General features: G+C 63.2%; 24 protein-coding genes. 6 read left to right on the top strand and 18 right to left on the bottom strand.

The window, feature by feature from the left end; genetic code table 11:
- Position 1 precedes the first annotated feature (1 nt).
- A complete protein-coding gene (locus LOY34_RS00945) occupies positions 2-571 on the top strand; it encodes a DUF6436 domain-containing protein (RefSeq protein WP_045201789.1) in 570 nt (189 codons plus the stop codon).
- Here the strand turns inward: LOY34_RS00945 and LOY34_RS00940 are convergent.
- Positions 568-1,116: a sugar O-acetyltransferase gene (locus LOY34_RS00940; protein WP_045201787.1), complete on the bottom strand. Its 549-nt coding sequence runs from the start codon at positions 1,114-1,116 to the stop codon at positions 568-570. The two genes, LOY34_RS00945 and LOY34_RS00940, sit on opposite strands and share 4 nt — an antisense overlap.
- Before the next feature lie 84 nt (positions 1,117-1,200).
- Here LOY34_RS00940 and LOY34_RS00935 point away from each other — a divergent pair, with 84 nt between their 5' ends.
- Positions 1,201-3,570: a penicillin acylase family protein gene (locus LOY34_RS00935; RefSeq protein ID WP_258664176.1), complete on the top strand. Its 2,370-nt coding sequence runs from the start codon at positions 1,201-1,203 to the stop codon at positions 3,568-3,570.
- 113 nt (positions 3,571-3,683) lie between these two features.
- On the opposite strand, the gene LOY34_RS00930 is transcribed toward LOY34_RS00935, so the two are convergent.
- The 11 genes from LOY34_RS00930 to LOY34_RS00880 form a co-directional block, all read right to left on the bottom strand.
- On the bottom strand, positions 3,684-4,562 hold the full coding sequence (locus tag LOY34_RS00930) for a transporter substrate-binding domain-containing protein (protein ID WP_123564754.1): 879 nt from the start codon (positions 4,560-4,562) through the stop codon (positions 3,684-3,686).
- A complete protein-coding gene (locus tag LOY34_RS00925) occupies positions 4,559-5,332 on the bottom strand; it encodes an amino acid ABC transporter ATP-binding protein (protein ID WP_195885426.1) in 774 nt (257 codons plus the stop codon). The genes LOY34_RS00930 and LOY34_RS00925 overlap by 4 nt, the downstream gene beginning before the upstream one ends.
- A complete protein-coding gene (locus LOY34_RS00920) occupies positions 5,329-5,988 on the bottom strand; it encodes an amino acid ABC transporter permease (RefSeq protein ID WP_195885425.1) in 660 nt (219 codons plus the stop codon). Before LOY34_RS00920 ends, LOY34_RS00925 begins: the two co-directional genes overlap by 4 nt.
- Positions 5,969-6,634: an amino acid ABC transporter permease gene (locus LOY34_RS00915; protein ID WP_038997719.1), complete on the bottom strand. Its 666-nt coding sequence runs from the start codon at positions 6,632-6,634 to the stop codon at positions 5,969-5,971. Before LOY34_RS00915 ends, LOY34_RS00920 begins: the two co-directional genes overlap by 20 nt.
- Before the next feature lie 453 nt (positions 6,635-7,087).
- Positions 7,088-7,873: a MetQ/NlpA family ABC transporter substrate-binding protein gene (locus LOY34_RS00910; RefSeq protein ID WP_045201774.1), complete on the bottom strand. Its 786-nt coding sequence runs from the start codon at positions 7,871-7,873 to the stop codon at positions 7,088-7,090.
- Positions 7,874-8,049: 176 nt separating this feature from the next.
- Positions 8,050-8,991, bottom strand: a complete 942-nt coding sequence (locus LOY34_RS00905) for a sigma 54-interacting transcriptional regulator (RefSeq protein ID WP_195885424.1) — start codon at positions 8,989-8,991, stop codon at positions 8,050-8,052.
- A 69-nt stretch (positions 8,992-9,060) separates the two neighbouring features.
- Positions 9,061-9,642 carry an alpha/beta hydrolase gene (locus tag LOY34_RS00900; protein ID WP_045201770.1) on the bottom strand — a complete coding sequence of 194 codons (582 nt, stop codon included), beginning with the start codon at positions 9,640-9,642 and terminating at the stop codon, positions 9,061-9,063.
- A 171-nt stretch (positions 9,643-9,813) separates the two neighbouring features.
- Positions 9,814-10,215: a biopolymer transporter ExbD gene (locus LOY34_RS00895; protein ID WP_038997725.1), complete on the bottom strand. Its 402-nt coding sequence runs from the start codon at positions 10,213-10,215 to the stop codon at positions 9,814-9,816.
- Between the two features lies 1 nt (position 10,216).
- Complete coding sequence (locus tag LOY34_RS00890; protein WP_038997727.1) at positions 10,217-10,945, bottom strand: MotA/TolQ/ExbB proton channel family protein; 729 nt, start codon at positions 10,943-10,945, stop codon at positions 10,217-10,219.
- 28 nt (positions 10,946-10,973) lie between these two features.
- Positions 10,974-11,774 (bottom strand): energy transducer TonB, encoded by an 801-nt coding sequence (locus tag LOY34_RS00885; RefSeq protein WP_093377395.1) that lies wholly within the window; start codon positions 11,772-11,774, stop codon positions 10,974-10,976.
- Between the two features lie 247 nt (positions 11,775-12,021).
- Positions 12,022-14,364, bottom strand: coding sequence for a TonB-dependent receptor (locus tag LOY34_RS00880; protein ID WP_258664172.1), 2,343 nt, complete (start codon positions 14,362-14,364; stop codon positions 12,022-12,024).
- A gap of 144 nt (positions 14,365-14,508) precedes the next feature.
- Here LOY34_RS00880 and LOY34_RS00875 point away from each other — a divergent pair, with 144 nt between their 5' ends.
- Both LOY34_RS00875 and LOY34_RS00870 read left to right on the top strand, forming a co-directional pair.
- Entirely contained in the window at positions 14,509-15,459 is a 951-nt protein-coding gene (locus LOY34_RS00875) for a LysR family transcriptional regulator (protein WP_258664170.1), read from the top strand.
- 100 nt (positions 15,460-15,559) lie between these two features.
- Positions 15,560-17,161 carry an alkaline phosphatase family protein gene (locus LOY34_RS00870; protein WP_195885421.1) on the top strand — a complete coding sequence of 534 codons (1,602 nt, stop codon included), beginning with the start codon at positions 15,560-15,562 and terminating at the stop codon, positions 17,159-17,161.
- A gap of 94 nt (positions 17,162-17,255) precedes the next feature.
- Here the strand turns inward: LOY34_RS00870 and LOY34_RS00865 are convergent, their stop codons facing one another.
- The 6 genes from LOY34_RS00865 to dibA all read right to left on the bottom strand — a co-directional run bounded on the left by LOY34_RS00865 (position 17,256) and on the right by dibA (position 23,344).
- Positions 17,256-18,245: a sulfate/molybdate ABC transporter ATP-binding protein gene (locus tag LOY34_RS00865; protein ID WP_195885420.1), complete on the bottom strand. Its 990-nt coding sequence runs from the start codon at positions 18,243-18,245 to the stop codon at positions 17,256-17,258.
- A gap of 3 nt (positions 18,246-18,248) precedes the next feature.
- A complete protein-coding gene (gene cysW / locus LOY34_RS00860) occupies positions 18,249-19,121 on the bottom strand; it encodes a sulfate ABC transporter permease subunit CysW (protein ID WP_045201758.1) in 873 nt (290 codons plus the stop codon).
- 14 nt (positions 19,122-19,135) lie between these two features.
- Positions 19,136-19,954: a sulfate ABC transporter permease subunit CysT gene (gene cysT / locus LOY34_RS00855; protein WP_010222098.1), complete on the bottom strand. Its 819-nt coding sequence runs from the start codon at positions 19,952-19,954 to the stop codon at positions 19,136-19,138.
- 83 nt (positions 19,955-20,037) lie between these two features.
- Positions 20,038-21,045: a sulfate ABC transporter substrate-binding protein gene (locus tag LOY34_RS00850; RefSeq protein WP_093377409.1), complete on the bottom strand. Its 1,008-nt coding sequence runs from the start codon at positions 21,043-21,045 to the stop codon at positions 20,038-20,040.
- Positions 21,046-21,092: 47 nt separating this feature from the next.
- Entirely contained in the window at positions 21,093-21,275 is a 183-nt protein-coding gene (gene oscA, locus LOY34_RS00845) for a sulfur starvation response protein OscA (protein WP_007941032.1), read from the bottom strand.
- A gap of 173 nt (positions 21,276-21,448) precedes the next feature.
- Positions 21,449-23,344, bottom strand: a complete 1,896-nt coding sequence (gene dibA, locus LOY34_RS00840) for a phosphodiesterase DibA (RefSeq protein ID WP_195885419.1) — start codon at positions 23,342-23,344, stop codon at positions 21,449-21,451.
- Between the two features lie 150 nt (positions 23,345-23,494).
- Between dibA and desA the strand changes: the two genes are divergently transcribed.
- Both desA and LOY34_RS00830 read left to right on the top strand, forming a co-directional pair.
- Positions 23,495-24,679 carry a delta-9 fatty acid desaturase DesA gene (gene desA / locus LOY34_RS00835; RefSeq protein WP_195885418.1) on the top strand — a complete coding sequence of 395 codons (1,185 nt, stop codon included), beginning with the start codon at positions 23,495-23,497 and terminating at the stop codon, positions 24,677-24,679.
- 135 nt (positions 24,680-24,814) lie between these two features.
- Complete coding sequence (locus tag LOY34_RS00830) at positions 24,815-25,804, top strand: sensor domain-containing diguanylate cyclase (RefSeq protein ID WP_195885417.1); 990 nt, start codon at positions 24,815-24,817, stop codon at positions 25,802-25,804.
- Positions 25,805-25,835: the final 31 nt, after the last annotated feature.

The raw sequence follows: 25,835 nt of genomic DNA, 5'->3' as shown, positions 1-25,835 counted from the left end.
CATGCCCCGCTCGCCCCTGCGTACCCTGCTTGGCCTGTTGCTCGCCGCCCTCTGCGGCGCCGGCCTGTGGTGGGCCTACGACAGTTTTCAGAGCCGCTACCTGCGCACCTTCGACAACCAGACCGCGCTGTTCTCCGGCGACCGCCTGCAACTGCCGGCGAGCATTGCCGGCCCCGGCCCGATCCGCCTGGTGCACTTCTGGGACCCGGCCTGCCCGTGCAACGTCGGCAACCAGCAGCACCTGGGCGAGCTGATCGAGCACTTCGCCCCCCAAGGCGTGGAGTTCTACGTGGTGCAAAAACCCGGCACCCGCGGCCAGCTGCCTGCCACCCTCAGTGCGCTCAAACCGCTGGGCGAGCTGCCCGGCGCCGAACACCTGCCGGCCACCCCCGGCGTGGCGATCTGGGACCGCAACGGCCAACTGGCCTACTTCGGCCCCTACAGCGAAGGCGCCACCTGCAACTCCAGCAACAGCTTCATCGAGCCGATCCTGCTCGCCCTGAGCCAGGGCCGCGCCGTCAGCGCCACGCACACCATGGCGGTGGGCTGCTACTGCCCCTGGCAGCCCTAGCGCACCCGCGCAGGGTTGCCCACCACGGTGGCACCCGCCGGCACATCGCGGGTGACCACGCTGCCGGCGCCGATCACCGCGTTGTCGCCCACCGTCACCCCCGGCAGGATGATCGCGCCGCCGCCGATCCAAACGTTGTTGCCGATCTTCACCGGCCGCCCGCTTTCCAGGCCGCTGCGGCGTAGCGCCGGGTCCAGCGGGTGGTCGGCGGTGTAGATCTGCACCGCCGGGCCGATCTGGCAGTCATCGCCGATACTTACCGGGGTGACGTCGAGGATCACGCAGTTGAAGTTCATGAACACATTGGCGCCGACACTGATGTTGTAGCCGTAGTCGCAATAGAACGGTGGGCGAATCACCGCGCCGTCACCGACCTTGCCGAAATGCTCGACCAGCAAACCATGGCGCTGCTCATTGAGCAGCTCGGCGCTGTTGTTGTAGCGCTGCATCCAGTGCTTGTTGGCGATCTGTTCGGCCTGCAGCTGCGGGCAGCTGGCGTGATAGAGCTGGCCGCTGAGCATCTTCTGCTTTTCACTGAGACTCATCTTCCCTCCTTTGGGGCTATCCTCTGTCCGACTTTACCTCGATGATCGGACCACACGATCCGCTAAAAAGCACAAGGAGTCACGATGAAGCGCAGCCTGACCTTCCTCGCCGTGGTCATCGCCGCGGCCGCCGGCGGCGGCTACTGGTACGTGCACGGCAAGCTGCCGCAACGCCAGGGCGAGGTTACCCTGAGCAGCCTGCAGGCACCGGTCAATGTGCGCTACGACGCCCGCGGCGTGCCACATATCCAGGCGCAGAACGAGGCCGACCTGTACCGTGCCCTGGGCTATGTGCATGCCCAGGATCGCCTGTTCCAGATGGAGATCATCCGCCGCCTGGCCCGTGGCGAGCTGGCCGAGATCCTTGGCAGCAAACTGGTCGCTACCGACACCCTGTTCCGCAGCCTGCGCATTCGCGAGCAGGCCGAGCTTTACGTCGAACGCCAGGACAAAACCTCGCCCGCCTGGCTGGCCCTGCAGGCCTACCTTGAGGGCGTCAACGCCTGGCAGGACAGCCATCCCAAGCCGATGGAGTTCGACGTGCTGGGCATCTCGCCACGGCCCTTTACCGCCCAGGACACCATCAGCATCGCCGGCTACATGGCCTACAGCTTTGCCGCAGCGTTCCGCACCGAGCCTGCGCTGACCTATATCCGTGACCAGCTGGGCGCCGACTACCTGAAAATCTTCGACCTCGACTGGAACCCGCAAGGCGCCCTGGCCAGCACGCCAGCCCTGGCCGCCAGCGACTGGCAAAGCCTGCAGCAGCTTGCGCAGCTCAGCCAGCAAGCCCTGGGCGATGCCGGCATTCCCCAATACGAAGGCAGCAATGCCTGGGCCATTGCCGGCAGCCGCACGCGCAGCGGCAAGCCGCTGCTGGCCGGCGACCCGCATATCAGTTTCGCCGTGCCATCGGTGTGGTACGAGGCGGAACTGAGCGCGCCCGGCTTCAACCTCTACGGCTATCACCAGGCGCTGAACCCCTTCGCATCACTCGGGCACAATCGCGACTTCGGCTGGAGCCTGACCATGTTCCAGAACGATGACGTCGACCTGATCGCCGAACAGGTCAACCCCGACAACCCCGAGCAGGTCAAGATCAACGGCCAGTGGCAAACCCTGAGCCAGACCCATGAACAGATCGCGGTGAAGAACGAGGCGCCGGTGGACATCACCCTGCGCCGCTCGCCCCACGGGCCGATCGTCAACACGGTGCTGGGCGACATGGCGGGCCCGACGCCGATTGCCGTGTGGTGGGCGTTCCTGGAGACCGAGAACCCGATCCTCGATGGCTTCTACCAGGTCAACCGTGCCGACACCCTCGACAAGATGCGCGCCGCGGCGGCGAAGATCCAGGCACCCGGGCTCAACCTGATCTGGGCCAACGCCCGTGGCGATATCGGCTGGTGGGCGGCGGCGCAGTTGCCGATTCGCCCTGCCGGAGTCAACCCGGGCTTCATTCTCGATGGCAGTACGGCGCAGGCCGACAAGCTCGGTTTTTATCCTTTCAGCGCCAACCCGCAGGCGCAGAACCCGGCCAGCGGCTACATCGTCTCGGCCAACTTCCAGCTGCCAGCGAACATACCGGTGCCGGGCTATTACAACCTGGCCGACCGTGGCCAGCGCCTGAACCAGCACCTGGCCGACCCGCAGATCAAGTGGGACCAGCAAAACAGCCAGGCGCTGCAACTGGACACCGCCACCGATTACGGCCCGCGCACCCTGGCGCCGCTACTGGCAGTGCTGCGCGAAGTGGCCGAGGGCGATCAGGAGAAGGAACTGGTCGAGCAACTGGCGGCGTGGAATGGTGACTATCCGGTGGACTCGGTCAGTGCCACGCTGTTCAACCAGTTCCTCTACGAACTGGCCTACACGGCGCTGCACGACGAGCTGGGCGACACCTGGTTCCAGACCCTGATCAGCACCCGCGCCATCGACGCCGCGCTGCCGCGCCTGGCGGCCGACGCCAGTTCACCCTGGTGGGGCAAACAGGGCAGCAGCGAGCAAGGCGATCGCACCGCAGCGGTGAGGCAGGCCTGGGGCAACACCCTGGCGCACCTGCGCGAGACCTTCGGCAACGACCCGGCCGGCTGGCAATGGGGCAAGGCACACACCCTGACCCACAACCACCCATTGGGGCTGCAGAAGCCGCTCAACCTGTTGTTCAACGTCGGCCCGTTCGCCGCGCCGGGCAGCCATGAAGTGCCCAACAACCTGTCGGCGAAAATCGGCCCGGCGCCCTGGCCGGTGACCTATGGGCCATCGACCCGGCGCCTGATCGACTTTGCCGATGCCGGCCAGGCACTGACCATCAACCCGGTCGGGCAAAGCGGGGTGTTGTTTGACCGCCACTATGGCGACCAGGCCAAGGACTATATCGAGGGCCGCTACCACAAGGCGCAGATGGGGGTGATTCCGGCGCAGAGCACCTTGAAGCTGGTGCCCCGGAATTAGCAAGGCTGCGCCTTGCATCGCTGGCAACGCCAGCTCCCACAGGTCCGATGGACACAAGTTCATTGTGGGAGCCGGCCTTGCCGGCGATGGGCTGCGCCAGCAGCCCCAAAGGGTCAGCCCTGCCAGTTACCGCCTTCGACAATTACGCTCTCAGGCTTGGTGTCATCGCTCAGTTCCTTGCGCACATACTGGTCATACAGCTTGAGCAGGTACTTCTGCTCGCCCAGGCGCGCCAGTTCGGCGTTGACCCAGTCGCGCAGCTCGATGTTGCCCTTCTTCACCGCCGGTGCAATCGGCGCTTCCTCACCGAGTTTTTCTTCCAGCACGCGGTAGCCCGGGTTCTGTTTCGACCAGCTGAACAAGATCAGGTTGTCCTGGGCATAGGCATCACCACGACCACTGGCCAGGGCCTGCAGCGACTCGGTGTTCTTCTCGAACTTGAGCAGCTTCCAGTCCGGATGGTTCTTGGTCAGCCAGATATCAGCGGTGGTGCCGGTGGTGACGATGGTGGTCTTGTCGGCCAGGTCAGCGAGCGTTTTCACGCTGCTGCCTTCCGGCACCAGGGCCTGCACGGCCACCCGCAGGTTGGGGTTGGTGAACTCCACCGCTTCCTTGCGCTCCGGGGTCACGGTCATGTTGGCCAGGATCAGGTCGACCTTGTCGCTTTGCAGGAACGGAATACGGCTGGCAGGCTCGACCGCCACGAACTCGACCTTGTTCTCGTCGCCGAGCAGGTCCTTGGCAAACTGGCGGCCGATGTCGGTATCAAAACCGACATAGCGCCCGGCCTCATCGACAAAGCCGAATGGCGGCTTGTCGGTGAAGACGCCGACGATCAGCTTGTCGCGGGCCTTGATGGTTTCCAGGTAGCTGGTGGCTGGGGCGGCGCCAGCGGCGGCCGGCTTGCCCGGTTCTTCAGCCTTGTTGCAGCCGGCCAGCAAGGCCAGGCCGAGTAGGGACAACAGCAGTTTCGACGTCTTGGCAGTTTTCATGACAATTCCTTTGCGGGTGTTTTGGGCAGGCTTTCAACAAAGGAGAATTTCTCCAGGAACTGCTGCGCGCGTGCGCTCTGCGGGTTCGTAAAGAAGCTCTCGGGGTCGCGCTGTTCAAGGATCCTGCCGGCCTCCATGAACACGATGCGGTCGGCCACCGCGCGGGCGAAGGCCATTTCATGGGTGACGATGAGCAGGGTCATGCCGTCGCGCGCCAGGCCCTGGATTACCTGCAGCACTTCCTTGACCATTTCCGGGTCGAGCGCCGCGGTGACTTCATCGAACAGCATCACTTGCGGGTTCATGCACAGCGAGCGGACGATGGCGATGCGTTGCTGCTGGCCCCCGGAAAGCTGGCGCGGGAAGGCGTCGCGCTTGTCCAGCAGGCCAACCCGGGCCAGCAGGGCTTCGGCCTGGGCCTGGGCCTCGCGGCGCTCGCGCTTTTGCACCTTGAGCGGGCCGAGCAGCAGGTTGTCGATCACGCTCATGTGGCCGAACAAGTGATAACTCTGGAACACCATGCCGACCTGCTGGCGCACCTTGCGCCAGTCGGTGCCGGGCGTCAGCAGCTCTTCGCCGGCCAGGCGCAGGCTGCCGCTGTGGGCGCTTTCCAGGCCATTGAGGCAACGCAGCAAGGTGCTCTTGCCGCAGCCGCTGGGGCCGAGGATCACCACCACTTCACCGCTGCGCACCTGCAGGTCGACGTGGTCGAGCACCTGCTGCTCGCCGAAGAATTTATTGAAACCCTTGAACTCGATCAGTGCGCTCATGCGTGTGTCCAGCGACGCTCCAGCGCACGCGAGGCGGCTGACAGCGGGTAGCAAATGAAGAAGAAGAACAGGAACAGCGCGCCGTAGATCAGCACCGACTCGTAGGTGCGTTCGATGATCTGCTGGCCGACCTTGATCACATCGACCACGCCGATCAGCACGGCCAGCGAGCTGGTCTTGATGATCCGCGTGTAGATGTTGATGGTCGGCGGGGTCATGCGCTTGAGCGCCTGGGGCAGCAGCACGTAGCCATACAGCTGCGCGCCGGACAGGCCGATCGACAGCCCCGCTTCACGCTGCCCGCGCGGCAACGACTGCAGCGCCCCGCGCACCACCTCGCCGACTTCGCTGGCGCCCCACAACGACAGCACCAGCACCGCACACCAGAAGCTTGGGATGCTCACGGCAAAGAAAATCGGCAGGCCGAAGAACAGCAGGTACAACCAGACCAGCACCGGAATCGCCCGAAACAGCTCCAGGTAGATGCGCAGCAGCAGGTCCACACTGCGTTTGCCCAAGGTCGCCAGCACGCCGTAGAGCACGCCGCCGAGGGTGGCAAAGAGGATGCTCAGCGCCGAAATCGCCAGTGTTTGCGCAGCGCCCTTGCCCAGTTGCGGCAAAGACACCAGCAACAACTCAAGACCCGAACTGGCCATGTTGCAGCCTCCGTTCCAGGCGGCTGAGCAGCAGCGACAAAGGCAGGAACAGCAGCACGCAAATCAGCGTCAGCACCGCGAGCATCTCGTAGGTCTTGTAATACAGGGCGATGTAGCTCTTGGTGGTGTAGAGGATCTCTGGCACCGCCACCGCCGACACCACGGTGGTTTCCTTGAGCAAAAAGATGAAGTTGGCAAACAGCGCCGGCAGGCTGAGGATCCCCGCCTGCGGCAGGATCACATGGCGCAGCAACTGGCCTTCCGACAGGCCGATCGAGCGGCCGGACTCCAGTTGCGCCACCGGCACCGCCTCGACACCGGCGCGCAGCACCTCGGTAAGGTAGGCGCCGCCGAGGAAGGTCATGGTGATGATCGCCGCGGCGAAGCCGGAAATCTTCAGGCCCAGCTCCGGCAAGGCGAAGTAAACGAAGAACAGCTGGATCAGCAGCGGCGTGTTGCGCGCCAGCTCCACGTAGAGTTTGACCAGGCGCTGCAGGTACGGCGTGCGGTAAACCAGAATCGCGGCGTTGACCAGCGCCACCAGCAGCGAAGTACCGATGGCGATCAGGCCGACTTGCAGTGTGACGCCCACCGCCTTGAGAAAGGCTGGCAATGTGCTAAGGATAAAGGCGAAGTCGAAGCTCATGGAGTGAGCCTCGGCAGACGATGACGATGCGACATGGACAGGATCTCGGACCGGCCCGAGGGTAAACGGGCGGCTCTACACAGGGGTTGTCAGTGCGGGTGAGCACAATAGGTAGACTCTAAAGGTATAAAAATATTTCTTTAAATACCTTTATTGCATATTGATATCACCCAAACAGCTAACCTGCGAAATCCTTGGCGGTGACGGGATCTTTCTGCTGAAAATGCCATCCAAGCGCTGTCGACCCATCACACCAACAAGGAAGACAAAGGATGAATAGCGCCCCCACTCTCGATGCAAAAGAACTGATCAAGTGGCTGACGGCATTGCGCCGGGCGGTCAATGCGGGGAATTGAAAGCACTGTGGGAGCACGGTTGACCCGCGATGCGATTTGACTGGTAGATCGCATCGCGGGGCAAGCCCGCTCCCACAGGATGTGTGTGTGTAGCCTCTTAGAACGCCGGCAGTACCGCGCCGCTGTATTTCTTCTCGATGAAGGTCTTCACTTCAGGGCTGGTCAGGGCCTTGGCCAGCTTCTGGATGGCGTCGCTGTTCTTGTTGTCCGGACGGGCCACCAGGAAGTTCACGTACGGCGAGTCGGCGCCTTCGATCACCAGGGCGTCCTTGGCCGGGTTCAGGCCGGCTTCCAGGGCGTAGTTGGTGTTGATCATGTCCAGGTCGACCTGATCGAGCACACGCGGCAGCATGGCCGATTCAAGCTCGCGGAACTTCAGCTTCTTCGGGTTCTCGGCGATGTCTTTCGGGGTCGCCAGGGCGTTCTTCGGATCCTTCAGGGTGATCAGGCCAGCCTTCTGCAACAGCAGCAGGGCACGACCGCTGTTGCTGCCTTCGTTAGGAATGGCAACGGTAGCGCCTTCCTTCAATTCGCTCAGGCTCTTGACCTTCTTCGAGTAGCCGCCGAAGGGTTCGACGTGCACGCCGATCACGGTTTCCAGGTGGGTGCCTTTGCCTTCGTTGAAGTTCTTCAGGTACGGCAGGGTCTGGAAGTAGTTGGCGTCCAGGCGCTTCTGGTCGACCTGCACGTTAGGCTGCACGTAGTCGGTGAATACCTTGATCTCCAGGTCCACACCTTCCTTGGCCAGGGTCGGCTTGATCAGCTCGAGGATTTCCGCGTGCGGTACCGGGGTAGCGGCAACTACCAGCTTCTCGCCCGCCTGGGCAAAACCTGCAACCGACAGAGCGGCCGCCAGAGCAGTCAACAACAGAGCCTTTTTCATGCGCAGTCCTTATTCGAATACATGGCCATCGGGCGACGGCGAAGATGGGGGTTGCCAGCACTTTGCTAGCTGGCTTGAAGCGGACAATACCTAGATTTTTTATACCAGAACAATATCTTTTATTTTGCTGCTTATGCCATTTTCAACGGACGCCGCCATGCACCCCATACATGGCATCAGGCAGCGGGTTGCGCAAGACGCAACAGAGTCTTCTCCAGCAATTGTTGCAGAGCACTGCGCTCACCCGGCTCACCAAGGCTCAGAAGCTGCTCCAGCTGGCTGGCCAGAGCGCTCAAGGGTGTCGGCAGGTTCAAATGCTCGGGGAGGATTTCTTCACCGCTGCTGACCAGCAGGGCAAAGTGAATGACGTTCTCAAGCTCACGGGTATTGCCCGGCCAGCTGTGCAGCTCCAATACCCGCTGCGCCGCTTCGCTGATCAACGGCACCGGCAGGTTCAGGCGCGGGCTATAGATACCAACGAAATACTCGGCCAACGGCAGGATATCGCCGACCCGTTCACGCAAGGCCGGCAGCTCCAGCTGGCCTTCGCGCAGGTAGTGGTACAGGCGGTCGTGGAACTTGCCGGCGCTCACCGCCTCGGCCAGGTCGATGCTCGAGGCGGCGACCAGGCGCACGTCCACCGGGTTTGGTTGCTGGGCACCGACGCGGGTGACTTCGCGGTTTTCCAGCGCCGAGAGCAGCTTGATCTGGATCGGCAGCGGCAGGTCGGCGATTTCGTCCAGGTACAGGGTGCCGCCGTTGGCCGAGCCGAACCATCCGGCCCGGCTGCTGGCCGCGCCGCTGTGGGCACCGGCGCTGTAGCCAAACAACTCGGCGTCGGCATAGGTCGGGCTGATCGCCCCGCAGTTGACCGAAACAAACAAGCCGCCGCGATCACTGGCGCGATGAATCTGGCGGGCCAGCAATTCCTTGCCAGTCCCGGTTTCGCCGCGGATCAGCACTGGCAGGGCCAGGGGCGCTAGCAGCTCGAGCTCTTCGCGCAATTGCCGCGACCGCGGATCGACGAACACCAGCGCCTTGGCGCGGATGCTCAGCGGGCTCTTGTCCAGCTCGGGAAACGTCAACAAAGGCTGGCCGAAGGTGTCGTGATTACTCATGGCAAACTCCCGCCCTTGGCGCTTTCCGGCCGGGCGTTCGAATCAAGGCAAATGGTCAGCGCCTGAAGCTCAGGCGCGGCGTAGAGCGTGCTGTTCCAGACGGTTCTGCAGGCGGTACAGGTAAGCGAAGCCCTGCTCCCAGCGACGGTGCCCGGACTTGACGTTGATATGCCCGGCACCTGCGAGAAAGCCCGTTTCGGCGCCCCAGGCACGGGCCAGCTGCATGGCCCGCGGGGCACTGACAGCCGGGTCGTTGTCGGAGCTGACCACCTGGCTTGGGAACGGCAGCAGCAGCTGTGGAATCGGTGCAAAGTTGCGCAGTGCCGGCGCACAGGTCGGCCGCTCAACGTCGGCCGGCGCCACCAGCAAGGCACCGCGTACCCGGCGCAACAGGGTAGCGCTGGCTTGCGCGGCCCAATGGGCAACGGTGATGCAACCCAGGCTGTGGGCGATCAGGATCACCGGCGACTCATCGGCGGCCACCGCCTGCTCGAGAGTTGCGACCCAGTCCTGGCGCTGCGGGTTCAACCAGTCGGCCTGCTCGACCCGGGCGCTGTTGGGCAGCACCTGCTGCCAGTGGGTTTGCCAATGCTCGTCTGGCGAACCTTGCCAGCCCGGCACAATCAGGTAACGGATCGACTCGTTGCGCATGGGACGCCTCCTGCTGCGTTTGCGTGCATGAGGCCCAGTATAGGGGGGTGGTTATATCCGTAAAGGAATAAGAAGCTATTTATTAATAACCAAAATATAAATTTTCCATAAAAAAAGGGACCACCCCCTGCCGAAGGACCGGTCCCTGAAGCATTGCCTGAGAGATGTTGCTCAGCGGGCGGTGATCACCGACAACTTGGTGATACCGGCACGTTCGATCGAGGCCATGGCGCGCGCCACCTCCCCATAATTAACGCCATCGTCGGCCTGCAGCTGTACGCGCAGTTCCGGGTCTTTCACCTTGGCCGCCTGCAGGTTGGTTTCCAGCAGATCCGGCTGGATCTCGTCCTTGTTGATAAACAGCTTGCCGCCGCCGTCGATGCTCACCACCAGCGGATCCTTCTGTTCCACCGGAGCCACGGCCTCGGTCTTGGGCAAGTTGATCGGGATGGCGTTGGTCAGCAGTGGCGCGGTGACGATGAACACCACCAGCAGCACCAGCATCACGTCCACCAGCGGCGTCACGTTGATCTCGCTGAGTACTTCGTCACTGTCCTGGGTCGAGAAGGCCATATCAGGATGCCTCCTTCACTTTCTGGGTGTGCTGGCCAGCGGCGGCCTTGTAGGCAGTCGGGTGCACCAGTACCCGGAACGCGCTCTTCTGCGCCAGGCTGTAGAAGTCGTGGGCAAAGTCATCGAGGTCGGCGGCGGTCAGCTTCAGGCGGCGCAGGAAGTAGTTGTAGACCAGCACCGCCGGCACCGCGACGGCAATACCGACACCAGTGGCGACCAGCGCCGCACCGATCGGCCCGGCCACGGTTTCCAGGCTCGCCGAACCTGCGGCACTGATGCCCTTGAGCGCTTCCATGATGCCCCAGACAGTGCCGAACAGGCCGATGAAGGGCGAGGTGCTGCCGATACTGGCGACTACCGCCAGGCCGGTTTCCAGCGACCGACGCTCACGCACGATCTGCTGGCGAAGGGCACGTTCGAGGCGGTCCTGATGGTTGATCGCCTGGCTCAGGTCGCTGGCTTGCTGGCCTGGCTCGCCGACCGCGATAGCGGCGTAACCGGCCTGGGCGACCCGGGCTGCGGCACCGGGTTGCGCATGGCTGAGCTCGGCGGCGGAATCCAGGCTTGAAGCCGCCCAGAATTGTTTGTGAAAGCGTTTGTCCTGGTTCTTCAGGCGCACGAACTGCACGCCCTTGACCAGGGCCAGGCCCCAGGTGACGACGGAGAAGCCCACCAGCAGCCAGATCACCGCGCTTTCGATGGATTCGAGGGGGGATGCCAATACAGTCATGATCAATACTCTCTTCTGTTAGCGCGAATTAGCGGATCTTGAAGTCGATGGGTACGCTGACCCAGCCGTCCTGGGCCACGTCGCCCTGCTTGGCCGGGACGAAGCTCCAACGCTTGACCGCAGCCAGGGCGGCGTCGTCGAGCTGCTGGCGGCCACTGCTTTTCTGAATCTGGATGTCACCCGGCTTGCCGCTGGCCAGTACCCGCACCCGCAACAACACCGTGCCTTCCCAGCCGCGACGCTGGGCCAGCGACGGGTACTCCGGCGCCGGGTTCTTCAGGTACGCGGCGTTGGCCGAAGCCGGGGTCACCGGCGCTGGTGCCGGCGGAGCCGGGGGCGCTGGTGGTGCTGCCGGTTGTGGCGGTACGGGCGGTTGCTCGACCGCCTTGGGCGCAGGCTTGGGTACCGGTTTAGGCACAGGTTTCGGCTTGGGCTTGGGTACCGGCTTGGGCGCAGGCTTGGCGGCCAGTTCATCGACCACCGGTGGTGGCGGCTCGACCACTGCCGGTGGCGGTGGCGGAGGCGGCTCGACGGCCGGCGGCGCTGGCTGGGAAAACTCGATGGTCATCGGCGGGATTTCCGGCGGCACCACCGGCAACACCGGGGTCGGCGCCTGGCTCACCCAGTACGCCAGCGCACCGTGCAAGGCCAGGGCAAACACCCCGAGCAGAATCTTCTCCCGACGGCTCAGCGCGCTTTTCGGCGTGCTTTGCAGACGCAACTGCGCCAGCGGCAACCGCAGCGGGCGACCGAGGTCGACCAGCTCGCCGCTCGGCGACTGGCGCCAAAGCACATCGTGAGCACTGGCGGCGGTCTGGACATTACCCATTGATCAACTCCTGGGACGTGAGTGCGTTTCGTCGAAGGCAGGTCAATTGCCTTCGCTGGGGTGGATCATCAACTTCTGTTACTTATGTCTTAAAGTAATTTTTAAAGTTATGGATAGAACCAAAATACATATACAAATGGGTCGAACCGCTCTAAGCCGCGCCCTTCAAGGGCTGGCGCCAACACCCTGAAACGCCATGCCTGCAGGGCATGAAAAATATTCGCCAAAGGCATCGAAAAACACCGTTTCAGAAGTCGTAGCGGCCGGTCACACCCAAGGTCCGCGGGGTGCCGAGCAGGCCTTCATAACCGCCGTTGGCCGCGCTCCAGAGGGTGGTGTAGTAGGTTTTGTCGAAAGCGTTCTTCAGCCACAGCGAGACATCCCACTGGCCCGGGCCAAGGTCGCCACGCAAGCCGGTGGAGAGGTTGACCACGGCGTAGCTGGGGATCTGCGCGAAGTCCGAGTCCTCGACCGTGCCTACGGCCTTGGAGCGGAAGGCGTAACTGGCGGTGAGGTAAGGTTGCAGGCCGTTGTCCAGATCCCACTGGTACTGGCCGTTGGCGTTGGCGATCCATTTCGACGCGCCGACTACCTGGTGGCCACTGAGGTCGCAGGCCGCCGGTGCCCCTGGTTGCAGGGCGACTTCCGGCGCGCACGGGGCGTCCTTGTAAGACAGATACCGTACGTCGTTGTAGGAGCCGTTGATGTTCAGGGTCAGGCCACGCACCGGGATCAGCGTGCTTTCCAGCTCCACCCCGCGTGAGCGCACGGAGCCGGCATTGGTCAGATACTGCACGCGGTTGGCGTCGTCGTAGGCGTTGGTCTGGTAGCCGTGCACTTCGGTCCAGAACAGGTTGGCGTTGAGCTGCAGGCGACGGTCCCAGAGGGTGCTCTTCAAGCCCAGCTCGGCGTTGTTGGCGCGCTCGGTGCCGATCAGCAGCGAGTCGGCGCCGGCAACCGGTGCGGTACCGACCGCCAGGTTGACGCCACCAGACTTCTCGCCGTGGGACAAGGTGGCGTAGCCGAGCAGGTCATCGGTAAAGCGATAACTCAGGTTGAGCAAGCCCGACGGGCTGGTGCTGTACTGGTTGAGGTCGCCCGAGTCATAAGCACCCACCCGACCCTGGCGCGCAGTTGCCGCAGCGCCTGCAACTGCCGCACCACCGACGGGCGCGGCGCGATCGACCCAGGCGCTTTTCTCCTCATAGGTGCCGCGTACCCCGGCGGTGAAATCCAGGCGCTCGGTCAGGTGCCAGGTGCCCTGGGCGAACAGGGCAAAGCTGTCGGTCTCGATATGGCCCTTGCCGACACTGCTGACATTGGCCAGAGCCCCGGCTGGCGTACCGTTCCAGATATCCGCCTGGGGCCCGTAATGGACGAAGGATTTGTTGTCCAGGTCGGAGCCGAAGTAATAGGCACCCAGTACATAGTCGAAGAAGCCGCCGGTTGGCGAGGCCAGGCGAAATTCCTGCGAGTACTGTTTATCACGCACCGACACCCCGGCGTTATAGGCCGCCGGCACGTTCAGGCCATCATCGTTGCGCGGGGTGAAGTCCCACCAGCGGTAGGCGCTTACCGAGGTCAGGGTGAAGTCGTTGTCCAGGGTCCAGTTGGCTTCCAGGGAAGTCCCGCCCTGGAACACCGTGACCTGCTGATCGTCATCGAGGTTGACCTTGCGCTTGCTGCCATCGACCAGCGTCGCCCCGGCCGCCTGGGCCCGCGCTTCATAGCGGTTGACGCCATTGATGGTCGGCCCGGTGCTGTACAGCAGGCGAGTGCCGGCGCTGGAATCTTCTTCGTTGTAGTCGCCGATCCAGCGCAGGTTGAACTGCTCGTTGGGCTTGTACAGCAGCTGGCCGCGAAAGCCCTGGCGCGAACCGCCGTTGAGGGTATGGCCGTCGAATTCGTTCTTGATGTCGCCATCGTTGCGCGTGCGGTAGGCCGAAATGCGCCCGGCCAGGGTCTCGCTCAACGGTCCGGAGAGCGTGCCCTTGGTCTGGAAGTAGCCGTCTTCGCCCACCGAGGTCTCGATGCTGCGCTCGGGGGTGAAGCTTGGCGCGCGGGTGCTGATGTTGATCACCCCGGCGGTGGTGTTCTTGCCGAACAGCGTGCCCTGCGGGCCGCGCAGCACTTCCAGTTGCTCGATGTCCATGAGGTCGAACACGGCCATGCCCGGGCGGCCGAGGTAGACGTTGTCCAGGTACAGGCCGACGCTGCCTTCCAGGCCGTCGCTGGCCGGGTTGTTGCCCAGGCCGCGGATCGACACGCTGGACTGGCGCGCGTGCATGTAGGCGACGTTGACGCTGGGCACCAGCTGCTGCAGGTCCTGAATGCGATACACCCGCTGGCTTTCCAGGGCCTGGCCGTCAAGCACGCTGATCGGCGTCGGCACGTCCTGGGCGCTCTCTTCGCGGCGCCGGGCGGTGACGGTGACGGTCTTGAGCTGGCTGTCGCTGGCCTTGACCTCAGGCTTTGCCGAGTCGGCGGCCTGAGCCGGCAACCAGTGCGCGCTGCCAGCCAGCAGCAAGGCCAGGGGCAGGCGCTGGAGCCGCCGTGAAGACAAGGGTGCAGCGCGAAGGGTCGGGCTCATGGGCGGCTCCTGGCAAAGGAATTTATATTCCTTTAAGTTATTTATTTATGATTCGACATACATTTACTGCATAAGAGATTGCCTTTATAAGGAGTGCACCAGAGGCAGAGCAAATGCATTTGCCCGATACTTTTTATGTGAAAAATGCATATAGACCTGCGCCAACTCCGCCACCTGATTGCCCTTGCCGAGCACCGCAGCTTCGTCGCCGCGGCGACCGCGGTGAACCTCTCGCAATCGGCCTTCAGCCGCAGCATCCAGGCCCTGGAGCACAGCGCCGGCTGCCAGTTGGTGGACCGCTCACACAAAGAACTGCCACCGACCAAGCAGGGCCTGGTGGTGCTCGAACACGCGCGCCGGCTGATCAGCGGCGCGCGCCAGTTGAGCAACGAGATCAGCCAGTTCAATGGCCTGGAAGCCGGCGAACTGCGCTTCGGCTGCGGCCCGGCGCCCGCCGCGGGCCTGGTGCCACGGGCGATTGGCGGCTTCATCGGCCGCTACCCCAAGGCGCGGGTGCAGTTTCAGGTCGATGACTGGCAGAGCCTGAACAAGCGCCTGCTGGCCGAGGAGTTCGAATTTTTCGTCGCCGACACCCGCAGCTTCGAGGCCGACCCGCAATACCAGACCCTGCGCCTGCGGCCTCGACGCTGGCATTTTTGCTGCCGCGCCGGGCACCCGCTGGCGGCGCTATCGAGCGTCAGCGCCGAGCAACTGTTGCACTACCCCTTGGCCGTCACCCTGCGCCCACCCAACCTGCGCAAGGTGATCGCCGACCTCAGCGGCCGCCCGGATTTCGTCGCCAATGTCGAATGCGAAAACAGCTACAGCCTGCTTGGGGTGGTGCTCAATTCCGATGCCATCGGCATCTGCGGCGCCTACAGCGACGCCCTGCACAACGCCAACGGCAAACTGGTGCGGCTGAGCATCGACGGTCTGAGTAACGACTGCGAAGAGCTCTACACCCGCTACGGCATCGTCAGCCAGGCGCGCCTGCGCCTGTCGCCGCTGGCCGAGGCGATGATCGAACAGATCATCCTCACTGATCAGGCCGACCGCGTCCTCGACGCCTGCAACCTGGAGCAACTGGCGATCTGAGCCATTGCGCAAAACGCATCGACTGCATTCGGCAAATGCGCTTGTGATGCGCGCCCCGGGCGGCGAAAACAGTCAGCTGAAATCTGCCCAGGTGACTGCCATGCCCCACCCCACTGCCGTGCGCAACGTGCTGTACATCATGTGCGACCAACTGCGTCGCGATTACCTCTCGTGCTATGGCCACCGCCATCTGCACACGCCGAACATCGACCGCCTGGCCGCCGCCGGGGTGCGCTTCAGCCGCGCCTACACCCAGGGCACCATCTGCGGCCCGTCGCGGATGTCGGCCTACACCGGGCGTTATGTCAGCAGCCACCAGGTGGCCTGGAACGGCGTGCCGCTGCCGCTGGATGAACTGACCCTCGGTGACTACCTGCGCCCTGCCGGCATCCGCACCGCGCTGGTGGGCAAGACCCACGCCACGCCGAACCAGGACGCCTTGCAACAGCTGGCCATCGACCCGCTGATGGCCGAGCAGCTCAACGAGGTGGGGTTCGAAGCGGTTGCCCGCCACGATGGCATCTTCCCCGACGACCCGCTGTTCGCCGACAAGCGCGAAAGCGCGCCCTACACCCGCTACCTGCGCGACCACGGCTTTACCGGCGACAACCCCTGGCACAGCTGGGCCAATGCCGCCGCAGGCGAAAACGGTGAAATTCTCAGCGGCTGGCACATGCGCAACGCCGACCTGCCCACACGCCTGCCCGAGCAGCACTCCGAGACGGTCTACAGCACCGACCGCGCCATCGACTTCATCCAGGCCCAGGGCGAGCAGCCCTGGTGCCTGCACCTGTCGTACATCAAGCCGCACTGGCCCTACATCGCCCCGGCGCCTTACCACGCGCTGTACAACGCCAGCCAGGTGCAGGCGCCGATAGCTGTTCAGCCAGGCAACGACCATCCGGTGTATGTCGCGTTCCGCCAGCACCAGGAAAGCCTCAACTTCTCTCGCGAAGAAGTGCGCCTGAAAGTGATCCCCACCTACATGGGCCTGATCAAACAGATCGACGACCAGCTCGGGCGCCTGTTCGATGTGCTGCAAAGCAATGGCCGCTGGGACGACACCCTGATCGTGTTCACCAGTGATCACGGTGATTTTCTCGGCGACCATGGCCTGGGCGAAAAGGAGTTTTTGCTAGAGCCTGCGGTGGGCGTACCGCTGATTGTGCGTGATCCACGGGCGGCGGCGGATGTCAGCCGCGGCACGGTGAATGAGCGATTGGTTGAGACCATCGATGCGCTGCCGACCTTCCTCGACGTGCTGGGGTTGCCGAGTGCCGAGCATCGGCTGGAGGGGCGTTCGCTGATTCCGCTGTTGCATGGCACCGCCAGCGCCTGGCGCAGCTACGCCATTGCCGAATACGACTACGCCTTCCAGGCCCCGGCCCGCGAGCGCCTGGGCCAGCCGATCGACCGTTGCCGGATGACCATGGTGCGCAGCGAGCGCTGGAAGTACCTGGCCTATGACGGCTTTCGCGCGCAACTGTTCGACCTGCTCAACGACCCGCAGGAACTGCACGACCTGGGTGCGGACCCGGCCTATGCCAGCGTGCGCGAGGCCCACCAGGGTTACCTGTTCGAATGGCTCAGGAGCTTGAAGCGGCGGACCACCATCAGCCATGCCGAGATCGAGCGGCGTGGGCAGTGGTTTCGCTATGGCGAACCGCGCGAGGACAGCGTGGTGAAGATCGGGGTGTGGTAGGGGCTGCTTTGCAGCCCATCGCTGGCAAGCCAGCTCCCACAGGGTTCAGTGTATGCAGTACCTGTGGGAGCGGGCTTGACCCGCGATGAGGCCCTTAGATATTGGCCACTTTCTGCCAGACCTTGGGCTTGAAGAACAAGGTCTCGCCACGCGCCAGACCGCTCAGGCTGTCATGGTCCTTGACCACCTCGGCCTCGATCAGCTCGCTCTGCCCTTCGACCTTCAAGGTCACCCGGGTCGTCGCCCCCAGCGGACGGATATCGCGCACCTGCGCCGCGTGATGGCCTTCGATCTCGTGACGCGAAAGCGACACTTCATGCGGGCGGAACATCACGTGCTGGCCTTCGCTCAGGTGCAGGTGGTTGGAATCGCCAAGGAAGTGATAAACGAAGTCGCTGGCCGGGTTCTCGTAGACCTCGCCCGGCGAGCCGATCTGCTCGATCACGCCCTTGTTCATCACCACGATACGGTCGGCGACTTCCATGGCCTCTTCCTGGTCGTGGGTAACGAACACCGAGGTCAGGTTGATGTCTTCGTGCAGGCGCGCCAGCCAGCGGCGCAGCTCTTTGCGTACCTTGGCATCCAGGGCACCGAACGGCTCGTCGAGCAGCAGTACCTTGGGCTCCACCGCCAGGGCGCGGGCCAGGGCGATACGCTGGCGCTGGCCGCCCGACAGTTGCTCGGGGTAACGGTCGCTGAGCCAGTCGAGCTGGACCATGTTCAGCAGCTCGTGGACCTTCTCGGCAATCTTGCTTTCGTTCGGGCGCTCGCCCTTGGGCTTCATGCGCAGGCCGAAGGCGACGTTGTCGAACACGCTCATGTGGCGAAACAGCGCGTAGTGCTGGAACACGAAACCGACGTTGCGATCACGCACATCGTGGCCCGAGACATCTTCGCCGTGGAAGACGATGCTGCCCTGGTCGGGGGTTTCCAGCCCGGCGATGATCCGCAGCAGGGTGGTCTTGCCGCAGCCGGACGGGCCGAGCAAAGCCACCAGCTCGCCGCTGTGGATATCCAGGTTGATGCTGTCCAGAGCCTGGAAAGCGTTGAAGCGCTTGCTGACGTTACGAACTTCGATCGACATGAATTATTCCTCCGCCGCGTTATGGCGCAGACGGTTAATACGGGACTCGCTCCACTGCTTGAGCAGCAGGATGAAGAGCGCCAGGATCAGCAACAGGCTGGCGACGCTGAAGGCCGCAACGTGGTTGTATTCGTTGTAGAGAATCTCGACGTGCAGCGGCAAGGTGTTGGTGACCCCGCGAATATGCCCGGACACCACCGACACCGCACCGAACTCGCCCATCGCCCGCGCGGTACACAGCACCACGCCGTAAATCAGGCCCCATTTGATGTTGGGCAGGGTCACGTGCCAGAACATCTGCCAGCCGTTGGCGCCGAGCAGGCGCGCGGCCTCCTCTTCCTGGGTGCCCTGCTCCTGCATCAGCGGGATCAGTTCACGGGCCACAAACGGCACGGTGACGAAGATGGTCGCCAGAACGATACCCGGCAAGGCGAAGACGATCTGGATGTCGTGATCCTGCAACCACGGCCCGAACAGGCCCTGGGCGCCGAACATCAACACATAGACCAGGCCCGCGATCACCGGCGACACCGAGAATGGCAGGTCGATCAGCGTGACCAGGATGCTCTTGCCACGGAAGTTGTATTTGCTCACACACCAGGCAGCGCTGACCCCGAACACCAGGTTCAGCGGCACCGAGATGGCCACGGCGATCAGGGTCAGCTTCAACGCCGACAGGGCGTCGGGCTCGAAGATCGCCTCGAAGAACGTGCCCAGGCCCATTTTCAGGCCCTGGGACACCACGATCACCAGCGGCAGCAGCAGGAACAGGGCGAAGATCAACCAGCCAAGGCTGATCAGGATACGCCGTGAAGTGGCGCTGCCACGGCGGGCGGCATTGGCCGAAGCGGCCGCGCCAATAGAAGTCGCAGACATGGACGTGGCCTCCTTCAAGGGGTTTCGATGCGCCGCTGCAGCAAGTTGATCAGCAGCAACAGGATGAAGGAAACCACCAGCATCAACACGCCGATGGCGGTGGCGCCGGTGTAGTCGTACTGGTCGAGCTTGACCATGATCAGCAGCGGCAGGATTTCGGTCTTCATCGGCATGTTGCCGGCAATGAAGATCACCGAACCGTACTCGCCAACGCCACGGGCAAAGGCCAGGGCAAAACCGGTCAGCCAGGCCGGCAACAACGCCGGCGCCAGCACGTAGCGGAACACCTGCAGCGGCTTGGCGCCCAGGCAGGCGGCGGCCTCTTCGACTTCACGGGGAATGTCGGCCAGCACCGGCTGCACCGTGCGCACCACGAACGGCAGGGTCACGAAAGTCAGCGCCAGGGTGATGCCCAAGGGGGTGTAGGCGATCTTGAAACCAAGGTCGGTGGCGAACTGGCCGACCAGGCCGGCTGGTGCGTACAGCGCGGTCAGGGCAATGCCGGCAACCGCAGTAGGCAGGGCGAACGGCAGGTCGATCATCGCATCGATGATCTTGCGCCCGGGAAATGTGTAGCGCACCAGCACCCAGGCCAGCAGGGTGCCGATGATGCCGTTGATGATGGCAGCGTAGAGGGCAGTGCCGAAGCTCAGCTTCAGCGCCGCAAGCACCCGCGGGGCACTGACGATGGCCCAGAACTGCTCCCAGGTGAGCTGGGCGGCATGTATGAACATGGCGGCCAGCGGTATCAGCACAATCAGGCTGAGGTACACCAAGGTGTAGCCCAGCGTCAGCCCGAAGCCGGGTATGACGGGGGAAATACGACGTGACATAAAGGTCCCTGGTTGAACGCACGAAGCCCGGGACGAATCCCGGGCCCATGCTGGCTACTGAACGGCGATTATCCTGCCGGGCATCACTGCGCCGTGTAGATCTGGTCGAACACGCCACCATCGTTGAAGAACTTGGGTTGGGCAGTTTTCCAGCCACCGAAGTCTTTGTCGATAGTCACCAGGTCCAGTTTAGGGAACTGCTTGGCGTATTCGGCGGCGACTTTCGGATCACGTGGGCGGTAGAAGTTCTCGGCCGCGATCTTCTGCCCGGCCGGGCTGTACAGGTGCTTGAGGTACGCCTCGGCGATCTGCTCGTTGCCCTTTTTCTGCGCGTTCTTGTCGACCACCGCCACTGGCGGCTCGGCAAGGATCGACAGCGACGGCACGACGATGTCGAACTTGTCGGCGCCACCGTCTTCCTTGAGGGCCAGGAAGGCTTCGTTTTCCCAGGCCAGCAACACGTCACCCTGACCGTTGTTGACGAAGGTGATGGTCGAGCCACGGGCGCCGGTGTCCAGTACCGGTACGTGCTTGAACAGCTCTTTCACGTATTCCTGGGCCTTGGCTTCGCTGCCGCCGGCTTTCAGGCCGTAGGCCCAGGCGGCGAGGAAGTTCCAGCGGGCGCCGCCGGAGGTTTTCGGGTTCGGGGTAATGACCGAGACGTCCTTCTTGATCAGGTCGCCCCAGTCCTTGATGCCTTTCGGGTTGCCCTTGCGCACCAGGAAGACAATGGTCGAGGTGTACGGGGTGCTGGCGTCCGGCAGGCGGGTCTGCCAGTTGTCCGGCAGGGTCTTGCCGAGCTTGGCCACTTCGTCGATGTCGCCGGCCAGGGCCAGGGTCACCACGTCGGCACGCAGGCCGTCGATCACCGCACGGGCCTGCTTGCCCGAACCCCCGTGGGACTGCTGGATCTTCACCTTGTCGTCCGGGTGAGCCTGCTGCCAGTGCTTGATGAACTCGGCGTTGTACTGCTGATACAACTCGCGGGTCGGATCATAGGACACGTTCAGCAGTTCGTAGTCCTTGGCGATTGCGGAACCGGCAAAAACGGCGCTGGCGAGTGCAGCCAGGGCATAACGGCGGATGGACATGGTGAAGCTCCCGATTGGCGTATTTTTCTAATTAGGTGGCGCGTTAATCAGCTGGGCTTGTTGCCGGGGTTCTGCAGGCGGAACTTTTCCTTGCGTTCGATCTGGACGACCTGGGCGTTGTGCACGGTGATTTCCACCGCGCCAAACCGCAGGTCGCGCAGGGCGCTCTGGATTTCGCGCAGAATGGTGGCTTCGTCCTGACCGTCAACGCTACGCAGAGATGCGCTCATGCTCGTGCTCCTGTGATATGGGTGCCGTGCAGTGCGTGAAGGGGAGCGACTGCGCCTGGCTTGAGGGCAATCTTAGGGGGGCGCGAATATTCTTAAAAATACTATTTAAGAATTTTTATATAACTAAAAAAGCAAAGCTTGGGGGGGAGCCGGCATTGCCGGCGATAGCGTCCTCAGGCCCAGCGCAATTGCTGCGCCGGCACCGGCCGGCCAAACCAGTAGCCCTGGCCCAGCTGGCATTGCTGCTCCAGCAGAAAACGCGCCTGCTCGGCCTGCTCGATACCCTCGGCATGCACCAGCATGCCCATGCTCCGGGCCAGGGCGATGATCACCCGGACAATCGCCACATCGTCTTCATCACAAGGCAAGCCGGCGACAAAGCCCTGGTCGATCTTGAGCTTTTGCACCGGCAGGCGCTTGAGCCGCAGCAGCGACGAATAACCGGTGCCAAAGTCATCGATGGCCAGGCGCAAGCCCAGTTCACGCAAGCGGTGCAGTTGCTCGAGCGCCACCTCGGGGTCTTCCATTACCGCGCTTTCGGTCACTTCCAGCTCCAGCAGGGCCGGGTCCAGCGCGGTGTCGTGCAGCACCTGCGCGACTTGCTGGTAAAGGTCACGATGGCCAAACAGACGGCTGGATATATTCACCGCGACAAACTCCAGCGCCCGCCCCTCGGCCTGCCACTTAACCATCTGCAGGCAGGCCTGGCGCAGCACCCAGGTGTCGATATCGGCAATCAGCCCGGTGCGTTCGGCAATCGGGATGAACTCCCCGGGCGGCACCAGCCCACGCTGTGGATGCTGCCAGCGCACCAGGGCCTCGACGCCAATCATCTTGCTGCTGAACAGGTCGTGCACCGGCTGGTAATAGACCCGCAGCTCTTCCTGCTCCAGGGCGCGGCGCAGCTCGCCAGCGGTTTCGACCCGCTGCTGGGCATGGGCGGTCAGCTCCTCGGTGTACAGCGCATAACCGGCGCGCCCGCAGGTTTTGGCCTTGAACAGCGCCGAGTCGGCATTGCGCAGCAATTGCTCGGCGCTCAGAGCGTCGCTGGGGAACAGGCTGATGCCGATGCTGACGCTGATGAACAGGCGCTGGTGGTCGACTTCGAACGGCGCCTTCATGCCGTCGATGATGCTCTGGGCCAAGGCCGCGGCCTGGCCGACCTGCGGGCAGTTCTCGGCCAGCACGGCGAACTCGTCACCGCCCAGGCGCGCCAGGGTCACGCCGTTGCCCAGCAGCGCCTTCAAGCGCTCGCCGACCACCTTGAGCAACTGGTCGCCGATGTTGTGACCGAGGCTGTCGTTGATGCTCTGGAAATGATCGAGGTCGAGCAGCAGCAAGGCGCAACCGCGCTTGTTGCTCTGCGCTGCGGCCAGGGCCTGCTCGGTGCGGTCGTTGAACAGCAGGCGGTTGGGGAGGTCGGTGAGCGGATCGTGATGGGCAAGATAGGCCAGCTCGCGCTCGGAATGCTTGATCGCGCTGATGTCGCTGAATACCGCAACGTAATGGCTCAACTCGCCGCTGTCATCGCTGATGGCGCAGATGGTCTGCCATTGCGGATACACCTCGCCGCTTTTGCGCCGGTTCCAGATCTCGCCGCTCCACTCACCCTTTTCGGCCAGGGTGGCGTAGATCTGCTGGTAGAACGCTGCACCGTGGCGGCCGGACTTGAACTTGCTCGGGCGCTGGCCGAGCACTTCGTCCTTGTCGTAGCCGGTGATCTGCATGAACGCCCGGTTGACGTGCACGATCAGGCCATCGCGGTCGGTGACCAATACCCCTTCAAGGGTGCTGTCGAACACCGCCGCCGCCATGCGCAGGCGCTCGCGGTCCTCGCGGCGCAAGCGCACGCCGACGCCAATGAAGTTGAGCAAACGGGCGCGCGAGACAAAAATCAGCAAGGCGCTGCACAGCACCCAGAAGTGCGCGCTGATCAGTTGCCAGCGGGCGATTTGCTCGGGAGCATCGAAAAGACTGTTCAATAATTGATCAGACAGAGCCAGCCACAGTACCGACAGCACGAGGTAGAGCGCCGCCATGCGCATGGCGTCTCGAATGGAAGCAGACATAAGGTCCCGGGCAAACCCACAAAAATTTGTGGGGGATTATAGGGTAGAAACATCCGGTGACCTCCTATCTAAAAGGCCGACTGGTTTTATTTGCTGGCGCAGGGATAATGTTTCCCGCTGTTCCCTATGTTTTTGAGGGCCATTTAGCCTATGTGGTACGAAGGTTTGCTCAACTTGTCAGTGTGGCAATTGCTGGCAGTTACCCTGGTAATGACGCATGTGACCATCGTCAGTGTCACCGTTTACCTGCACCGTTACTCTGCCCACCGCTCGCTGGAACTCAACGCCGGGCTCAAGCACTTTTTCCGTTTCTGGCTGTGGCTGACCACGGCGCAGAACACCCGCGAGTGGACTGCCATCCACCGCAAGCACCACGCCAAATGCGAAACCGTCGATGACCCGCACAGCCCGGTGATCAAAGGCCTGTCCACGGTGCTGCGCAAGGGCGCCGAGCTGTACCGCGAAGAGGCACAGAATCCGGAAACCTTGCGTATCTACGGCAAGAACTGCCCGGAGGACTGGATCGAACGCAACCTCTATAGCCGCTACAAGCTTGGCGGCATCGCCCTCATGGCGGTCATCGACCTGCTGCTGTTCGGCACCGCCGGCATCACCATCTGGGCGGTGCAGATGATGTGGATTCCGTTCTGGGCCGCCGGCGTGGTCAACGGCCTGGGCCATGCGGTCGGCTATCGCAACTTCGAATGCCGCGACGCCGCCACCAACCTGGTGCCCTGGGGCATCATCATTGGTGGTGAAGAACTGCACAACAACCACCACACCTACCCCAACTCGGCCAAGCTCTCGGTCAAGCGTTGGGAGTTCGACATGGGCTGGGCCTGGATCAAGCTGTTCTGCTGGCTGCGCCTGGCCAAGGTGCAGCGCGTCGCGCCCATCGCCCACCGGGTCGAAGGCAAGGGCCAGCTGGACATGGACACCGCCATGGCGATCCTCAACAACCGCTTCCAGATCATGGCCCAGTACCGCAAGCTGGTGATCGCGCCGCTGGTCAAGCAGGAGCTGGCCCGCGTCGATGACTCGGTGCGCCACCAGTTCCGCCGCGCCAAGCGCTTGCTGTCGCGGGAGACCAGCCTGCTGGAAGACCGTCACCACCTGCGCATCCAGACCATGCTCGAGCACAGCCAGGCACTCAAGACCATTTACGAAAAACGCCTGGCCCTGCAGCAAATCTGGGTGCGAACCAGTGCCAACGGCCACGACATGCTCGCGGCCATGAAAGACTGGGTACATGAAGCCGAAGCTAGCGGTATCCAGTCGCTGCGCGACTTCGCTGCACAGCTCAAGACTTACTCGCTGCGCCCTGCCCTGGCCTGATGCCGTTGATCGGCGCGCCCGTCCCGCGGCGCGCCGACCGGAACTTAGCCGCCTAATCTCACTCTGACAGGCATATCGCCCGCGTGGCGGGCCGGGTCGTGGCCGCACGCCCCCGTCGTGAGAATTTCCGCGCAAATGGTCAAGAACAAACCAACAACCCTGGCCTGCAATCCGCCACCTGAAGCCGCCCAGACCCTGCTGGCCCTGATGCACGCCCAAGGCGAAGTCGCGCGCCTGAGCGAGCGTGAACAGCTGTTCAGCTCGTTGCTCGACAGCGTTAACGCCGTGCTCTGGGCCTTCGACTGGGAAAGCCGCCAGGTGCTTTACGTCAGCCCCGCCTACGAGCGCATTTTTGGCCGCCCGGCCGGCCTGCTGCTGGCTGACTTCAATGAGTGGCGCGACAGCATCTACCCCGACGACCTCGACTACGCCGAACGCAGCCTGGCCGAAGTGCTGGTCAAAGGCGCAGTGGAAGACCGCGAATACCGCATCATCGCCGCCGACGGCCAGGTGCGCTGGATCAGCGACAAATGCTTCATCAACCAGCAAGCCGACCCCAGCCAGCGGGTGATCATCGTTGGCATGGCCGAGGACATCACCGAAAAGAAGCAGCTCGAAGGCGAGCTGCAGCGCCTGGCCACCACCGACGTCCTGACCCAGAGCAGCAACCGCCGGCACTTTTTCGAGTGCGCCCAGCACGCTTTCGAAACCGCGCGACTGGAGCAGACGCCGTTATCCTTCCTGCTGCTCGACATCGATGACTTCAAGCAGATCAACGACACCTACGGCCATCAGGAAGGCGACTATGTGCTGCAGCGCATCGCCGACACCGGCAAGGCGGTGTTGCGCCGTGGTGATCAGTTCGGGCGCATTGGCGGTGAAGAGTTCGCCGCGGTGTTTCCGGGCTGCACCCCAGAGATCGCCCAGCAGATTGCCGAACGCCTGCAACGCGAGATCCAGCGCTTGAGCTTCAGCCATGACGACAAGGTATTTGGAGTGACGGTGAGCCAGGGGCTGACCGGGATTACTGAAGAAGATGAGTCGCTGGACAGCCTGTTCGCCCGGGCGGATGCGGCCATGTACCAGGCCAAGCGCCAGGGCAAGAATCAGATTGTAAGAGGCTGAAAAGCATCGCTGGCCTTGCCAGCGATTGGGC

Source organism: Pseudomonas sp. B21-009 (assembly GCF_024749345.1).
GTDB lineage: Bacteria > Pseudomonadota > Gammaproteobacteria > Pseudomonadales > Pseudomonadaceae > Aquipseudomonas.
Note: the sequence above shows the minus strand (reverse complement) of the source record. Positions and strands in the feature narration are given on the sequence as shown.

Excerpts from the sequence above, each read along its gene's own strand:
- LOY34_RS00930 (WP_123564754.1), bottom strand. The coding sequence starts at position 4,562 with ATGAAAACTGCCAAGACGTCGAAACTGCTGTTGTCCCTACTCGGCCTG.
- LOY34_RS00945 (WP_045201789.1), top strand. The coding sequence starts at position 2 with ATGCCCCGCTCGCCCCTGCGTACCCTGCTTGGCCTGTTGCTCGCCGCC.
- oscA (WP_007941032.1), bottom strand. The coding sequence starts at position 21,275 with ATGAGCGCATCTCTGCGTAGCGTTGACGGTCAGGACGAAGCCACCATT.
- LOY34_RS00875 (WP_258664170.1), top strand. The coding sequence starts at position 14,509 with ATGCATATAGACCTGCGCCAACTCCGCCACCTGATTGCCCTTGCCGAG.
- LOY34_RS00935 (WP_258664176.1), top strand. The coding sequence starts at position 1,201 with ATGAAGCGCAGCCTGACCTTCCTCGCCGTGGTCATCGCCGCGGCCGCC.
- LOY34_RS00830 (WP_195885417.1), top strand. The coding sequence starts at position 24,815 with ATGGTCAAGAACAAACCAACAACCCTGGCCTGCAATCCGCCACCTGAA.
- desA (WP_195885418.1), top strand. The coding sequence starts at position 23,495 with ATGTGGTACGAAGGTTTGCTCAACTTGTCAGTGTGGCAATTGCTGGCA.
- dibA (WP_195885419.1), bottom strand. The coding sequence starts at position 23,344 with ATGTCTGCTTCCATTCGAGACGCCATGCGCATGGCGGCGCTCTACCTC.
- LOY34_RS00920 (WP_195885425.1), bottom strand. The coding sequence starts at position 5,988 with ATGGCCAGTTCGGGTCTTGAGTTGTTGCTGGTGTCTTTGCCGCAACTG.
- LOY34_RS00915 (WP_038997719.1), bottom strand. The coding sequence starts at position 6,634 with ATGAGCTTCGACTTCGCCTTTATCCTTAGCACATTGCCAGCCTTTCTC.
- LOY34_RS00940 (WP_045201787.1), bottom strand. The coding sequence starts at position 1,116 with ATGAGTCTCAGTGAAAAGCAGAAGATGCTCAGCGGCCAGCTCTATCAC.
- LOY34_RS00850 (WP_093377409.1), bottom strand. The coding sequence starts at position 21,045 with ATGTCCATCCGCCGTTATGCCCTGGCTGCACTCGCCAGCGCCGTTTTT.
- LOY34_RS00890 (WP_038997727.1), bottom strand. The coding sequence starts at position 10,945 with ATGACTGTATTGGCATCCCCCCTCGAATCCATCGAAAGCGCGGTGATC.
- LOY34_RS00885 (WP_093377395.1), bottom strand. The coding sequence starts at position 11,774 with ATGGGTAATGTCCAGACCGCCGCCAGTGCTCACGATGTGCTTTGGCGC.
- cysW (WP_045201758.1), bottom strand. The coding sequence starts at position 19,121 with ATGTCTGCGACTTCTATTGGCGCGGCCGCTTCGGCCAATGCCGCCCGC.
- LOY34_RS00865 (WP_195885420.1), bottom strand. The coding sequence starts at position 18,245 with ATGTCGATCGAAGTTCGTAACGTCAGCAAGCGCTTCAACGCTTTCCAG.
- LOY34_RS00895 (WP_038997725.1), bottom strand. The coding sequence starts at position 10,215 with ATGGCCTTCTCGACCCAGGACAGTGACGAAGTACTCAGCGAGATCAAC.
- LOY34_RS00870 (WP_195885421.1), top strand. The coding sequence starts at position 15,560 with ATGCCCCACCCCACTGCCGTGCGCAACGTGCTGTACATCATGTGCGAC.
- LOY34_RS00900 (WP_045201770.1), bottom strand. The coding sequence starts at position 9,642 with ATGCGCAACGAGTCGATCCGTTACCTGATTGTGCCGGGCTGGCAAGGT.
- cysT (WP_010222098.1), bottom strand. The coding sequence starts at position 19,954 with ATGTCACGTCGTATTTCCCCCGTCATACCCGGCTTCGGGCTGACGCTG.
- LOY34_RS00880 (WP_258664172.1), bottom strand. The coding sequence starts at position 14,364 with ATGAGCCCGACCCTTCGCGCTGCACCCTTGTCTTCACGGCGGCTCCAG.
- LOY34_RS00925 (WP_195885426.1), bottom strand. The coding sequence starts at position 5,332 with ATGAGCGCACTGATCGAGTTCAAGGGTTTCAATAAATTCTTCGGCGAG.
- LOY34_RS00905 (WP_195885424.1), bottom strand. The coding sequence starts at position 8,991 with ATGAGTAATCACGACACCTTCGGCCAGCCTTTGTTGACGTTTCCCGAG.
- LOY34_RS00910 (WP_045201774.1), bottom strand. The coding sequence starts at position 7,873 with ATGAAAAAGGCTCTGTTGTTGACTGCTCTGGCGGCCGCTCTGTCGGTT.